Source organism: Citrobacter sp. wls757 (genome assembly GCF_005280935.1).
Classification (GTDB): Bacteria; Pseudomonadota; Gammaproteobacteria; order Enterobacterales; family Enterobacteriaceae; genus Citrobacter; species Citrobacter portucalensis.
Genome location: NZ_SZWU01000049.1, coordinates 181655 through 196243, shown reverse-complemented (window position 1 = coordinate 196243; position 14589 = coordinate 181655). Strand labels below are relative to the sequence as shown.

The 14589-nt window shown below is 52.4% G+C and carries 14 protein-coding genes; 7 read left to right on the top strand and 7 right to left on the bottom strand.

The genetic code is table 11. The features are described from left to right. Positions 1-480: 480 nt before the first annotated feature. Together FDW94_RS13230 and FDW94_RS13225 are read right to left on the bottom strand one after the other, a co-directional pair. Complete coding sequence (locus FDW94_RS13230; RefSeq protein WP_008785724.1) at positions 481-1710, bottom strand: amino acid permease; 1230 nt, start codon at positions 1708-1710, stop codon at positions 481-483. Between the two features lie 142 nt (positions 1711-1852). Continuing rightward, complete coding sequence (locus tag FDW94_RS13225; RefSeq protein WP_008785723.1) at positions 1853-2308, bottom strand: multidrug/biocide efflux PACE transporter; 456 nt, start codon at positions 2306-2308, stop codon at positions 1853-1855. A 101-nt stretch (positions 2309-2409) separates the two neighbouring features. Here FDW94_RS13225 and FDW94_RS13220 point away from each other — a divergent pair, with 101 nt between their 5' ends. The 5 genes from FDW94_RS13220 (at position 2410) to araE (ending at position 8632) form a co-directional block, all read left to right on the top strand. Beyond that, positions 2410-3294, top strand: a complete 885-nt coding sequence (locus tag FDW94_RS13220) for a LysR family transcriptional regulator (protein ID WP_008785722.1) — start codon at positions 2410-2412, stop codon at positions 3292-3294. Between the two features lie 102 nt (positions 3295-3396). Beyond that, the gene (locus FDW94_RS13215; RefSeq protein WP_137377709.1) at positions 3397-4575 is read left to right on the top strand and encodes an acetyl-CoA C-acetyltransferase; all 1179 of its coding nucleotides are present in this window, start codon (positions 3397-3399) and stop codon (positions 4573-4575) included. A gap of 668 nt (positions 4576-5243) precedes the next feature. Further along, on the top strand, positions 5244-6080 hold the full coding sequence (gene kduI, locus FDW94_RS13210) for a 5-dehydro-4-deoxy-D-glucuronate isomerase (protein WP_048215619.1): 837 nt from the start codon (positions 5244-5246) through the stop codon (positions 6078-6080). Between the two features lie 57 nt (positions 6081-6137). After that, the gene (kduD, locus tag FDW94_RS13205; protein WP_003033923.1) at positions 6138-6899 is read left to right on the top strand and encodes a 2-dehydro-3-deoxy-D-gluconate 5-dehydrogenase KduD; all 762 of its coding nucleotides are present in this window, start codon (positions 6138-6140) and stop codon (positions 6897-6899) included. A gap of 314 nt (positions 6900-7213) precedes the next feature. After that, on the top strand, positions 7214-8632 hold the full coding sequence (gene araE, locus FDW94_RS13200; RefSeq protein WP_003033926.1) for an arabinose-proton symporter AraE: 1419 nt from the start codon (positions 7214-7216) through the stop codon (positions 8630-8632). Positions 8633-8738: 106 nt separating this feature from the next. Here the strand turns inward: araE and FDW94_RS13195 are convergent, their stop codons facing one another. After that, positions 8739-9065 carry a cupin domain-containing protein gene (locus FDW94_RS13195; RefSeq protein ID WP_003825583.1) on the bottom strand — a complete coding sequence of 109 codons (327 nt, stop codon included), beginning with the start codon at positions 9063-9065 and terminating at the stop codon, positions 8739-8741. A gap of 141 nt (positions 9066-9206) precedes the next feature. Here FDW94_RS13195 and FDW94_RS13190 point away from each other — a divergent pair, with 141 nt between their 5' ends. Then, positions 9207-9914, top strand: coding sequence for an aspartate/glutamate racemase (locus tag FDW94_RS13190; protein WP_137377739.1), 708 nt, complete (start codon positions 9207-9209; stop codon positions 9912-9914). Here the strand turns inward: FDW94_RS13190 and FDW94_RS13185 are convergent. After that, entirely contained in the window at positions 9886-10821 is a 936-nt protein-coding gene (locus FDW94_RS13185) for a LysR family transcriptional regulator (RefSeq protein ID WP_008785717.1), read from the bottom strand. The genes FDW94_RS13190 and FDW94_RS13185 overlap by 29 nt on opposite strands. Before the next feature lie 118 nt (positions 10822-10939). Between FDW94_RS13185 and lysA the strand changes: the two genes are divergently transcribed. After that, the gene (gene lysA, locus FDW94_RS13180; RefSeq protein WP_032944862.1) at positions 10940-12196 is read left to right on the top strand and encodes a diaminopimelate decarboxylase; all 1257 of its coding nucleotides are present in this window, start codon (positions 10940-10942) and stop codon (positions 12194-12196) included. Positions 12197-12274: 78 nt separating this feature from the next. Here lysA and FDW94_RS13175 read toward each other — a convergent pair whose 3' ends face one another. From FDW94_RS13175 to FDW94_RS23620, 3 genes are all read right to left on the bottom strand, one after another. Next, positions 12275-13285: a LacI family DNA-binding transcriptional regulator gene (locus FDW94_RS13175; protein ID WP_008785715.1), complete on the bottom strand. Its 1011-nt coding sequence runs from the start codon at positions 13283-13285 to the stop codon at positions 12275-12277. Between the two features lie 13 nt (positions 13286-13298). Continuing rightward, a complete protein-coding gene (galR, locus tag FDW94_RS13170) occupies positions 13299-14327 on the bottom strand; it encodes an HTH-type transcriptional regulator GalR (RefSeq protein WP_048215625.1) in 1029 nt (342 codons plus the stop codon). Positions 14328-14352: 25 nt separating this feature from the next. Further along, positions 14353-14589, bottom strand: a 237-nt coding sequence (locus FDW94_RS23620; RefSeq protein WP_249358482.1) for a hypothetical protein, incomplete at its 5' end; no start/stop codon positions are given.

Here is a 14589-nt window from a genome sequence, read left to right as displayed (position 1 = left end):
CGTCGGCAATTTTCAGCCGGACCAGCCCACACCTCACCATCTGCGTTTTTGGTCTGAACAGCAAAACAGATTTAACTGGAAATCAGAGCGTTGAAGCGATGACTCGGGTCCGGCTGAAAATCGATGAGGAGTTGACGTCTGACCGGGGCTGTCCGCAGGGATGCGGACAGAGGGGACGGGCTGCATGGACGCAGGCTCGGCCCCGACCCGACAGGCAGACGGAATAAGACGAATAACTCGCGCAGCGACGATTTTCCCGCCGGGAGCCTGGGTTGCAAGGGAGGCGGCGGTGAGCCTCCCTTGCACGTTCACAGGAATCGGTGCTTCAGAGAAACGATGAACATGAGGTGAACGGAACCCTTCTCTGAGATAGCATGTTCATTACTTCCGCCAACACAGGTTGAAACTTTCTGAAATTGAGTCGTTAACTGAACGACATCGCACCCACTTTCAGGAGAATGAGCCGTTAAACAACACGTTCTAGCCAAAAAACATCACAGATACGCACAGCAGACCGACAATCAGGGTGATCAGGTTACCCACTGAACGGTACGGCTTCAGCGCCGGGATCAGATAGGTAGACAATGTCGGCATGATAAACAAAATCATGGCAATCAGCGGGCCGCTTATCGCGTAAATCATTGAAATAGCATTAGGATTAATGCAGCAGATGATAAACGTGATAGCCGAGACAAGCATGATGGACAGAGCGCGGTTAAAGGCCCGGCTTTTCTTCACACCCACCTGATGCAACGACGTTTTTACTACCTCCGTTGCCCCTTCAATCACGCCAAAGTAGGTGCCGAGGAACGATTTTGACATCGCTACGACGGCAACGATGATCCCGGAAATCGACAGCCATGCCGGTGCGTTTGGCATCATCGACAGCGCGGAAAGAATCGTCACGCCTTCATTTTTCGCGTCTTCGATATAGTTTGTCGGAATCGAAAGCAAGCAGCTGAAGACGAAAAACAGTACGCTCAGGCAGATGATGACGTAGGCTACCTTCATGATTTTTTTGCATTTACCCATGGCCTGCTCGCCGTATTTTTCTCGTCTGTCGATGGCGAACGTAGAGATAATTGGCGTATGGCTAAAAGCGAAAACCATCACGGGAATAGATATCCAAACCTGATGAAGCGTGTGCTGATCGAAAGACATCTGGCCGGTGAGTAGCGTTGGCTGCCAGCTTCCGGTCAGGTAGAGCGAAAGGAACAAAAAGTACGCGATGAGCGGGAACACCAAAAAGCCCATGACCCGAATAGTGGCTTGTCGGCCCATCAGAAAAATCAGGTTCAGCACCAGCACCACGCCAAGGCTGACCAACATGCGGATCCGCAGATCGATAGTGATATGTTTTGCCAGCTGTTCAGTGAGTGAATTGGTTATCGCTACGGCGTAGATCAGCACCACCACAAAGAAGGCAATAAAATAGAGGGTGGTGATCAGGCTGCCAATCTTCTTGCCGTAGTAGTGGGTAACCGCGCCAGTGATCCCTTCACCAGCCGACGTTTTTGAGGACAGGATAAACTGACACAGCGCCTTGTGCGGCCAGTAGGTTAAAGGCCAGGCGACGAGTGCGGTGATAAACAATACCACCGCGCCTGCAGAACCCAGCTGTATGGGTAGGAATAGGGTTCCTGCGCCGACGGCAGTCCCATATAGTGCGAAGCTCCAGAGAGTCTCTTCTTTTGACCAAAATTTCGACATTATTTGAACGTATCAACTATAAAATAAACAAAAAGAAGCGCAATTTACCACAAATGGCAGGGGCTGGGGGAGGTGTGAACAAGCGGGCGAGTGAATGGGACAATAGCCGGAACCGAGAAGATTCCGACTATTATTTTAATTATCAGGCAGTAACGCGCTGCTGGCGGCGCTTCATAACGCGCTCGCGTAACGTGTCATAAGCCCAGTTATAGAACATGGTGTACGGCAGGAAGAACAGGAAGAAACCTATTTCCAGCGTGAATGCCTGAACCAGGCTGACGTTCAGCACATACGCCACGATGCTCACCCCGATCACAATAAAACCGCTCTCGAAGCCTAAGGCGTGAAATGCTCGCACTTTCGCCGTACGTTTTACCAGGTGCGACGGCCACAAACGGTCAAACAGGGCGTTATAAATGATATTCCAGATCATCGCTGTGGTGGCGAGAAGAATGGTCAGTCCGCCCATTTCCAGCACCGAGCGCTGCATCAACCATGCGGTGGTCGGTGCGAGGATCGCGGTGGCAATGCCTTCAAAGCAGACGGCATGAAAAATACGCTCCACTAACGAGCGGCGTTGGACAGTATCGTGTTGCATAACCTAAAACCTTCTTTGATGCCCGGATAACGGAATGGTGGCAATTTTATCGTTTTATGTGATATCTAAAAGATAGTATCCATCGATAAAGTAGATAGCTCATGCGTTATTCTCCTGAAGCATTAACGGCATTTGTGGAGACCGTTTCCTGCGGTTCATTTTCTGCGGCGGCCCGGCGGCTACGTAAAAGCCAATCCACTATCAGTACGGCCATTGCGCATCTGGAAGCCGATCTTGGTTTTGCGCTGTTTGACCGCTCATCCCGCCAGCCAACGCTGACCGAGGAAGGTAAGCGGGTGTTGGGCTATGTGCAGGCTATTCTGACGGCCAGCGAACGTCTCGATGAGGCGGCGATCTCGCTGTCGGGTGAAACTGAGGCGCGTCTGACCTTTGTGCTGTCTGACACGCTGCATCCGGATGTGCTGGAAGAGTTGATGGTGCAGTTTGATCGCAAGTTTCCCCATACCGAGTTTGAATGCCTGATTGGTGAAGATGAAGACGTGATCGATCTGCTGCAAAAAGGACGTGCTCAGGTGGGGTTGATCGAGGCGCGGGAAGATTACCCGACCGACATGGGCGTTACGCGTCTGCCGATGCAAACCTGGATGGGATTATACGTTGCAGCGTCGCATCCGCTCGCGGCTCAAGAAAAACTGCAGTGGGAGCAGCTACACACCTGGCGCGAGCTGCGTTTGAATACCTATCTGGAAAGCGGCACCAACGTGGCGCGCGGCCCCGTCTGGTCTGCTCCTAACTATCTGTTATTGCTAAGTATGGCTGTTCAGGGATTCGGCTGGTGCGCGCTCCCTTGTGCGCTGGTGGAGGAGTTTGCGGCAGAAAAACCACTGGTGCAATTAAAGATGCCTGGCTGGCCAAAGGCTATCTCTATCGATCTGTTGTGGAATAAGAAATCACCGCCTGGTGTGGCAGGAAGCTGGTTGCGTGACCATTTACAGCAGAGTGGCGTTCAGATGACCAATAAGTGATACGAATTTCCTTTGTGATAAAAATCACCGTTTTTAAACAACCTTGATAACTATTTTTAACAATCATCTACTATTGCGGTGTTATTTTGCGCTGAGGTAGTGATGAAAGAGGTTGTGATCGTCGGGGCATTAAGGACACCGATTGGCTGCTTCCAGGGGACGTTGGCACGCCACTCTGCCGTTGAGTTAGGCAGCATGGTGGTCAAGGCGTTACTGGAACGCACGGGCGTGGACGTTCACGCTGTGGATGAAGTGATCCTCGGACAGGTGCTTACCGCAGGTGCCGGGCAGAACCCTGCGCGTCAGTCTGCCATCAATGGTGGGCTACCCAACACCGTTTCCGCCATCACCATTAACGATGTCTGTGGCTCGGGTCTGAAAGCGCTGCATCTGGCGACCCAGGCTATCCAGTGTGGCGAAGCCGACATTGTGATTGCGGGCGGGCAAGAGAATATGAGCCGTGCACCGCATGTCCTTACCGATAGCCGCACTGGCGCACAGCTGGGGAACAGCCAACTGGTCGACAGCCTGGTACATGACGGTCTGTGGGATGCCTTCAACGATTATCATATGGGCGTTACCGCGGAAAACCTGGCGCGAGAATACGGAATCAGCCGCGAATTGCAGGATGCCTACGCGCTGCACTCGCAGCACAAAGCGCGGATGGCAATTGATGCCGGACGCTTTAAAGATGAAATCGTGCCGGTGATAACACAGCGTAATGGGCAATCGTTCGTGGTGGACACCGACGAACAACCGCGTACCGATGCCAGCGCCGAAGGGCTGGCGCGTCTGGATCCTACCTTTGACAGACTCGGTTCGGTAACGGCGGGTAACGCGTCATCCATCAACGACGGTGCCGCTGCGGTGATGATGATGAGCGAGGCCAAGGCGCAGGAACTTAACTTACCTGTATTGGCCCGTATTCGCGCCTTTGCCAGCGTCGGAGTCGACCCTGCGCTCATGGGGATTGCGCCAGTGTATGCAACACGCCGCTGCCTTGAGCGTGTGGGCTGGCAACTGGCTGATGTTGATCTTATCGAAGCTAATGAGGCCTTCGCCGCGCAGGCATTATCCGTTGGGAAAATGCTGGAGTGGGATGAACGGCGGGTGAATGTGAACGGCGGGGCCATTGCGCTCGGCCATCCGATTGGCGCTTCTGGCTGTCGTATTCTGGTTTCGCTGGTACATGAAATGGTGAAGCGTCGGGCGCACAAAGGACTGGCAACGCTGTGTATTGGTGGTGGTCAGGGGGTGGCGCTCGCTATCGAACGAGACTAATCCCCGTCATACTTCAAGCTGCATGTGCGTTGGCTTTACTCGCTCACCCCAGTCACGTACTTATGTACGCTCCGGGGAATTCGCTGCGTCGCCGCGTGATTCGGCCTTACGGCCTCACCCCTTCGGGGCCAGCGCAAGCGCTGTTCAAAACGGCCGGGAAGTTTTGTCCTGCAACTCGAATTATTTAGGGTATATATTTTTCTTCTCGAACAGTTTTCTGCCGTGTTATCTCTTCCTCTATAAAAAAGCCCTCCAGCAGGAGGGCAAGGCCAGTTACAGAAACATACACTCTAAACCCTGCCAACATATCAAAACATTGTTTCATTTCATGTGATTGATAGCGCACTTTGTTAGAAAAGGTGTGTGAATGACGTATGAGCCTGGCTGTATTTTCAATATCTTATCCCTGCCACTAATGATCTACTTTTTTGTGTTTTTATATATCTAATTGTTTTAAATGATTTTATTGAAACAAATTTTGCGATTTATATGCGCTAGCGTGATCGCACTTACACTTTTGATAATAAGATGCGGAAAAAGTGAAACATCGTTTTAGTTATAATTGAAAACACATTCAGGGAGGGATATCATGAGCGCATAAGATAAAACGGAACAGCGTTTTGCTATTCGTTTAAGCATTCACGGTCAATTTATCACTGGAGGTAAATGTGGACGTAAGACAAAGTATCCATAGTGCGCATGCGAAAACCCTGGACACTCAGGGGCTGCGTAATGAGTTTTTGGTCGAAGAAGTGTTTGTCGCAGATGAATACACCATGGTCTACAGCCACATCGACCGCATCATTGTTGGCGGCATTATGCCAGTGGCCAAAACCGTCTCTGTGGGTGGCGAAGTCGGCAAACAGCTGGGCGTAACCTATTTCCTCGAACGTCGTGAGCTGGGTGTGATCAATATCGGCGGCCCGGGCACGATTACCGTTGACGGCCAGTGCTATGAAATTGGCCATCGCGACGCGCTGTACGTCGGAAAAGGGGCAAAAGAAGTGGTATTCGCCAGTATTGATACGGCGAAACCGGCGAAGTTTTACTACAACTGCGCGCCGGCACACACGACTTACCCAACTAAGAAAGTCACGCCTGCAGACGTTGCGCCAGTGACGCTGGGTGATGACCTCACCAGTAACCGTCGTACCATCAACAAATACTTTGTGCCGGATGTTCTGGAAACCTGCCAGTTGAGCATGGGTCTGACTGAGCTGGCTCCGGGCAACCTGTGGAACACCATGCCGTGTCATACCCATGAACGTCGTATGGAAGTCTATTTCTACTTCAATATGGAAGAAGATACCTGCGTCTTCCACATGATGGGTCAGCCTCAGGAAACGCGTCATATTGTGATGCACAACGAGCAGGCGGTGATTTCTCCAAGCTGGTCTATTCACTCCGGTGTCGGCACAAAAGCTTATACGTTCATTTGGGGCATGGTCGGCGAAAACCAGGTCTTTGATGATATGGACCATGTTGCAGTAAAAGATCTGCGCTAGTTGCGGGCGACAGCCGTGCCTGCTGCGGCGGGCATTATAAAAAATTAAGGATTTACAATGATTTTGAATGCATTCTCTCTTGAAGGTAAAGTCGCCGTTGTGACCGGTTGTGACACAGGTTTGGGTCAGGGTATGGCGCTGGGCCTGGCTGAAGCGGGCTGCGATATCGTCGGTATCAATATTGTTGAACCGACAGAAACCATCGAACGCGTGACCGCACTGGGCCGCCGTTTTTTAAGCCTGACCGCCGATCTGCGTCAAATCGATGGTATTCCGGCACTGCTGGAGCGCGCAGTGGCAGAATTCGGCCATATTGATATTCTGGTCAACAACGCGGGTCTTATCCGTCGTGACGATGCGATCGACTTCAGCGAAAAAGACTGGGATGACGTGATGAACCTGAACATTAAGAGCGTGTTCTTTATGTCTCAGGCTGCGGCGAAGCATTTTATCGCTCAGGGTAACGGCGGCAAAATTATCAATATCGCCTCTATGCTTTCCTTCCAGGGCGGGATCCGCGTGCCGTCTTACACCGCGTCTAAAAGCGGCGTAATGGGTGTTACCCGTCTGATGGCGAACGAGTGGGCAAAACATAACATCAACGTCAACGCGATTGCACCAGGTTACATGGCGACGAATAACACCCAACAGCTGCGTGCTGATGAGCAACGTAGCGCAGAGATCCTCGATCGTATCCCGGCGGGTCGTTGGGGTTTACCGAGCGACCTGATGGGGCCTGTCGTGTTCCTGGCGTCCAGCGCATCTGACTATATCAACGGCTATACCGTTGCAGTAGATGGCGGCTGGCTGGCACGTTAATTCACTTTCCAGAACCGTTAAACCCTGCCCTCTGGCAGGCTTTTTTATATTCGGATTAATAAAATCCATATTGTGGTTATAAATTATTCCATATTAAATTTCATACGTATAAATTTATTGTTTTTAATATCCTTTAATATCAACAAATTAAATTTAATTGAGTGATTGTCGGTAAATTTTAAAATTGGAATATCCATCACATAACCATGTGGTGTAGCTATTTAATCCATATTTTTGCCGTTTCCCGCCTGACGCTTCCTGCAAGGGATCCCTTACTTTCAATGGCATGGTTACTCTGTATCTGGCAGGAAAAAATGGTCTCAATAAATAATGATGCTGCTTTAGCGCCGCGCCCAGTGCGCGATACGCGACGTATGAATATGTTTGTTTCTATCTCTGCGGCTGTCGCAGGGTTGTTATTCGGCCTGGATATTGGCGTGATTGCTGGCGCATTGCCTTTTATCACCGATCACTTTGTGTTGACCAGCCGCCTGCAGGAGTGGGTGGTAAGCAGCATGATGCTGGGTGCGGCAATTGGTGCGCTGTTTAACGGTTGGTTGTCATTCCGCCTGGGGCGCAAATACAGCCTGATGGCGGGCGCGATCCTTTTCGTCGTCGGATCTCTGGGCTCGGCGTTTGCCTCCAGCGTAGAAATGCTCATTTTTGCCCGCGTGGTGCTGGGCGTAGCGGTGGGGATCGCGTCTTACACCGCACCGCTCTATCTCTCTGAAATGGCCAGCGAAAATGTGCGTGGCAAGATGATCAGTATGTATCAGCTGATGGTGACGCTGGGCATCGTTCTGGCCTTTTTGTCCGATACCGCGTTCAGCTACAGCGGTAACTGGCGCGCTATGCTGGGCGTGCTGGCGCTTCCGGCTGTATTGCTGATTATTCTGGTTGTTTTCTTGCCCAACAGCCCGCGCTGGCTGGCGGAGAAAGGTCGCCACATCGAAGCTGAAGAAGTACTGCGCATGTTGCGCGATACGTCAGAAAAAGCCCGCGATGAGCTGAACGAAATCCGTGAAAGCCTGAAGCTGAAGCAAGGTGGTTGGGCGCTGTTTAAAATTAACCGTAACGTGCGTCGTGCGGTTTTCCTCGGAATGTTACTGCAGGCGATGCAGCAGTTCACCGGGATGAACATCATCATGTACTACGCGCCGCGCATTTTTAAAATGGCGGGTTTTACCACCACAGAGCAGCAGATGATTGCCACGCTGGTAGTTGGCTTAACGTTTATGTTCGCCACCTTTATTGCCGTCTTCACGGTCGACAAAGCAGGACGTAAACCGGCGCTGAAAATTGGTTTCAGCGTAATGGCTATCGGGACGCTGGTGCTTGGTTATTGCCTGATGCAGTTTGATAACGGCACGGCTTCCAGTGGGCTATCCTGGCTGTCAGTTGGCATGACGATGATGTGTATTGCAGGCTATGCGATGAGTGCCGCGCCGGTGGTGTGGATCCTGTGTTCGGAAATTCAGCCACTGAAATGCCGTGATTTTGGTATTACCTGCTCCACCACCACCAACTGGGTGTCGAACATGATCATTGGCGCAACGTTCCTGACGCTGCTCGACAGCATTGGCGCCGCCGGTACGTTCTGGCTTTATACCGCGCTGAACGTTGTGTTTATCGGTATTACGTTCTGGCTGATTCCAGAAACCAAAAACGTCACGCTGGAGCATATCGAACGTAAGCTGATGGCGGGCGAGAAGTTAAGAGATATTGGGGTGTAAGTCAGACAAGCATGCCGGATGGCGCTTCAGCCTTGTCCGGCCTGCGAGTGGAGTCTCTTACAGGCCGGGAAAGCGTCAACGCGACCCGGCTTTTTTATTTAGCACCTTACCCGTGCAGAAAATCTTCGCGAATTGGGGTAAAGGTATCCAGCAGCGTTCCCGGTTTTAAGCAGACGCAGCCATGCATAATGTTGGGCTGTTTATACAGAGTATCGCCCGCCCTAACGATATGCTTTTCTTCGCCGATGGTAAATTCAAACTCACCGGACAACACGTAAGTCAGCTGCTCATGCGGATGATTGTGCATCGGGCCGATTGCGCCTTGCTCGAAGTTCACCTCAACCGCCATCATGTTACCGCCGTGAGCAAGAATGCGCCGGGTAACGCCATTGCCCAGATCGTCAAGCGTGGTCTCTTTATGAAAAATAAACATCCGGCCTTCCTGTAATTAATTAAAACAGTGTTTCATTAAAGCTATATCAGAAAATTAAAAAAAGAAATGCACGCCAACAGATGTGGAAAGTTGATCACATCTTTGGTTCACTGGAGAGACAACAACGAGTCAGGGGAAATGATGAAAACGATCGGTCTGTTAGGCGGTATGAGCTGGGAATCTACCATTCCTTATTATCGACTCATTAATGAAGGCATAAAACAGCGTCTGGGCGGTCTGCATTCTGCGCAGATTCTGTTGCACAGCGTGGATTTTCACGAGATTGAAGTCTGCCAGTCAAGCGGTGACTGGCAGCGAGCCGGTGAGATCCTCGCGCAGGCCGCCACAGGGCTACAGCAAGCCGGGGCGCAAGGAATTGTGCTGTGTACCAATACCATGCACAAAGTTGCTGAGGCGATTGAAAGCGCCTGTGATGTGCCGTTTCTGCATATTGCTGACGCGACGGGGCGGGCGATACAAAAGCAGCAAATGAGCAACGTGGCGCTACTGGGTACGCGTTACACCATGGAGCAGGATTTTTACCGCGGGCGTTTACAGACTGAATTCGGCATTAGCACGCTGATCCCTGAAGCTGATGATCGTCAGAAAATAAACCAGATTATTTTCGATGAGCTGTGTCTCGGTGAATTCAGCGAGGCTTCCCGCGATTATTACCTGGGCGTCATCGACCAACTGGCGAAACAGGGGGCGCAAGGGGTGATCTTTGGCTGTACCGAGATTGGTCTGCTGGTTCCCACCGAGCTAAGCCCACTACCGGTTTTCGACACCGCGGCAATCCATGCGCAAGATGCGGTGGCGTTTATGCTTTCGGCTGTGGATGCAAAATAGCCTCCAGCGGGTCAATAAGCCTCGGTAGATGGGCCTGCAGATGCGCCGTAAAAGCATCAACCAGCGCCGAGGCGGGGCGATGAAGCGGGTGAATCAGGCTGACTGTAAAGGGTACCGAAATACTGAAGCGGCGGATAACGACTCCGCTGCTGGCGTAATCCAGCGCGGTCAGTGGGTTCACCACCGAGATCCCCACGCCTGCCCGTACCATTGCACAAATTGAAGCGGCGCTATGGGTTTCAATCACCATGCGGCGCTTCACCTGGTGCTCATTAAACAGGGTATCCAGTAGCTGACGGTAGCTGTCGGTGCGCGACAGGCTGATGTAGTTTTCTCCCTGAAAATCCTGCGGCGTTAACACCGCTTTCTTAGTCAGCGGATGGCCCTGCGGCAGCACGCACACTTCATCCAGCGCCAGCAATTCGGTGCGTTTCGTTCCGGCAGGCGTATGCAGCGTTTCCGTTAACCCCAGATCGTGGCGCTGCGCCGACAGCCACTCTTCCAGCAGCGGTGACTCCTGCGGCACTATCTGAATATTGACCTGTGGATAGCGTGCGAGGAATGGCTGCAGCAGCGGCGGTAAAAAAGACTGTGAGAATACCGGCAGGCAAACAATCGACAATTCGCCCTGGCGAAACTCGCGCAGGCTTTCGGCGGCGCTCACAATTCTGTCCAGGCCATACCACGAACGTTGCACCTCTTCAAACAGACGTAACCCTTGCACGGTTGGGTGCAGTCGGCCACGCGTACGTTCAAACAGCGTTAATCCCAGCACTTTCTCGAATCGGGCCAGTTCCCGGCTGACGGTGGGCTGCGAGGTATGTAGCATGCGCGCGGCTTCTGTCAGATTGCCTGCCGTCATGATGGCGTGAAAAATTTCGATGTGTCGCAGGTTAACGGCGGGCATGGGCAATCCTCGAATGAATCAATCCATATCATTTTTGCATAGACTCACGATAAAACGATATTTTTTATTCTTTTCGGGCTGTGGCGTAATCATAAAAAAGCCAATACCGGAGCACACCATGCCACGCCCACTCAATAGTACTGACACTGACCTGACCGCCGACAACCTGCTACGCCTGCCTGCCGAATTCGGCTGCCCGGTGTGGGTCTATGATGCGCAGATTATTCGCGGGCAGATTGCCAAATTGAGTCAGTTTGACGTGGTGCGTTTCGCCCAAAAGGCATGTTCGAATATTCATATTTTGCGCCTGATGCGCGAGCAGGGCGTGAAGGTTGATTCCGTCTCGCTTGGCGAAATTGAACGTGCGTTGGCGGCAGGCTTCGTACCGGGGAAAGATGAAATCGTCTTTACCGCCGATATGATTGATGAAGCGACGCTCGCGCGGGTGCATGAATTGCGCATTCCGGTAAATGCCGGGTCGGTGGATATGCTGGAACAACTGGGCCAGGTCTCGCCGGGCCATCGCGTGTGGCTACGCGTAAACCCTGGCTTTGGGCATGGGCACAGCCAGAAAACCAATACCGGCGGCGAAAACAGCAAGCACGGGATCTGGTATAGCGATCTTCCCGCGGCGCTGGAGGTGATTCAGCGCTATAAGCTGAAGCTGGTGGGGATTCATATGCATATCGGCTCCGGCGTGGACTATGCGCATCTGGAGCAGGTGTGCGGTGCGATGGTGCGCCAGGTGGTTGAATTTGGCCAGGATCTGGAGGCGATCTCCGCGGGTGGCGGTTTATCAATCCCGTATCGCGAAGGCGAAGAGGCGATCGATACCGATCACTACTTTGGATTGTGGAATGCTGCGCGTGAACAGATTGCTAAACACCTGGGTCACCCGGTCGCGCTTGAGATAGAGCCAGGTCGTTTTCTGGTCGCGGAAGCCGGTGTGTTAGTGGCGCAGGTGCGTAGCGTAAAAGAGATGGGTAGCCGCCACTTTGTGCTGATCGATGCGGGCTTCAACGATCTAATGCGCCCGGCCATGTACGGTAGTTATCACCATATCTCCGCGCTGGCAGGGGATGGTCGCTCTCTGGAACACACCCCACAACGGGAAACCGTGGTAGCCGGGCCGCTGTGCGAATCCGGCGACGTGTTTACCCAGCAGGAAGGCGGAAATGTGGAAACCCGTCTGTTGCCTGCGGTGGTGCCGGGCGATTATCTGGTGCTGCATGATACTGGGGCGTACGGCGCGTCAATGTCGTCAAACTACAATAGCCGTCCGCTGCTGCCGGAGGTTTTGTTCGATAACGGCGTGGCGCGGCTAATTCGCCGTCGCCAGACCATTGATGAGCTGTTAGCGCTGGAATTAATCTGATTACAGCGTTGTGAAATGCCGGATGACGCTACGCTTATCCGGCCTACAAGATTAACTGCGCCGCCATCCGGCATTTGATTACTTAAAGTATGGCCCGAGCGTTACTGAGTCACGTAGTACCAGTTTGCCGGTAAACGGTGGGATTGGCTCGACGCTCTCGCCGTTGGCCAGCCGAATAGCCTGGTCGATTGCCGTGGTTATCATGGTATCAATCGGTAGATAAACGGTAGACAGCCCCGGCTCCAGCCATTTGGCGCTGGGCGCATCATCAAAACCAAACAGTGAGACGTCCGTTGGGATCCTCAGCCCGGCCTGATGTAACGCTTTTGATGCGCCTAATGCCATGTCATCGTTACAGGCGAACAGGGCGCTAAATTTTACCCCTTCCTCCAGCAGTTCACGGCAGGCCTCATAGCCTCGCGTCATCGTGGAGTCGCCGTATTTGACCTTATCGGGATCCCAGGGAATACCGTTTTTTTCCAGCGCCTTACGATACCCCATCAGGCGGGATTTACCGGTAGGCGTATGACCTGGCACAGTGATACAAGCAATATCGCTATGGCCCTGGGAGATCAGGTAATTGACCGCCTGATAGGCCGCGTCTTCCTGTTCAAAGAAAATTGCGCGATCGCGGGCCTGGCTGACATCACGGTTGATGACCAGCAAGGGCATAGCAATGCTGTTCATCAACGACATAATCGCCTTTTCACTCATATAGCGTGTATAGAGAATAATGGCGTCGCACTGCCTGTCCGCCAGCATTTGCACGGCTTCCTGCTCACGCTCTGGTGTGTCGTGTCCGTCGGTGACGATCAACTGCTTGCCGTGAGATTCCGTCTGGCGTGAAGCCTGTTGCAGCAGGCGGCCAAAGTAGAATCCATCAAATGTGGAAACTACCAGACCAATGCTGTTGCTGGTGCGGTTTGCCAAAGAGCGCGCTAAAAAATTAGGCCGATAATCAAGTGCCTGCATGGCCTTAAACACTTTCTGGCGCGTGCTCTCTTTTACCTGACCCGTGCCATTCAGTACGCGCGAAACGGTCGCTTTTGAGACGCCTGCGTGTCGTGAAACGTCCAACATCGTAGTCATAACGCTATCCTGGTTATTCGTTTGACGATGAATTCCCCGGCTCTGTCAGCGTCGAAACGGAATGGCGACGCACCAGAGTTGGGTTAAAAACGTGGGTAATTTCAGGCACGGGACGCTTCTCCGCCAGCGCGAGCGCCAGTTCGGCAGCCTGGGTTGCCATCGTCACGATCGGGTAGCGCACCGTGGTCAGGCGCGGGCGCACGTAGCGGGAAACCAGCACATCATCAAAACCAATCAGCGAGATTTCTCCCGGCACATCAATGCCGTTATCATTCAATACGCCCATGGCACCAGCCGCCATTGAGTCGTTGTAGCAGGCTACCGCAGTGAAGTTTTTGCCACGGCCAAGTAACTCGGTCATGGCCTGCTCACCGCCACTTTCATCCGGTTCACCAAACGTTACCAGTCGATCGCTGACAGGAATATTGCTCTCTGCCAGCGCGTCGTAATAGCCTTGCAGACGATCTTCCGCATCTGAAATCGTGTGATTGGAGCACAGATAGCCAATGCGTGTATGGCCCTGCTGAATGAGGTGTCGGGTTGCGAGCCATGCGCCGAAACGGTCATCAAGGGCAACGCAGCGTTGTTCGAATCCCGGCAGAATTCGGTTAATCAATACCATGCCGGGGATTTGCTTCATGAGTGATGCCAGCTCAGCATCCGGGATAATTTTTGCGTGGACAACAAGGGCTGCGCAGCGGTGGCGAATGAGCTGTTCAATCGCCTGTCGTTCCTTCTGTTCGTTATGGTAGCCGTTACCAATCAGTAAAAAATTACCGGTGTTATACGCCACCTGCTCGACAGCTTTAACCATTGCCCCAAAAAATGGATCGGACACATCACCTACCACCAGACCGATGGTTTCAGTGGATTGTTGTGCCAGCGCACGCGCATTGGCGTTGGGGTGGTAGCTGAGTGATTCCATTGCACTCGTTACGGCCAGGCGCGATGCTTCGCTGGCTTTAGGGGAATCATTAATCACTCGAGAAACGGTGGCGACTGATACACCAGCTAGTCGGGCTACATCCTTTATGGTCGCCATGATAGTACCTGTTGTGGGTAAACGCTTACATTCCGTCAGTGTTACGGAAAATGGCTGGCTGTTCAAGCAGATTGCCCGTCAGAACGTCGCAAATGTGAGCGCACACGAGCGAAGTAAGACAGAAAATAGAAAATGCTAATTTTTGCTTACACTTTGCGATGTGCTGTTGCGATTGTTCGCTGGTGAGAGAACTGAGCAGATTGCTAGAGTTGAGATCCCAGAGGTATTGATAGGTGAAATCAACTTTCGGGTTGATCACTAG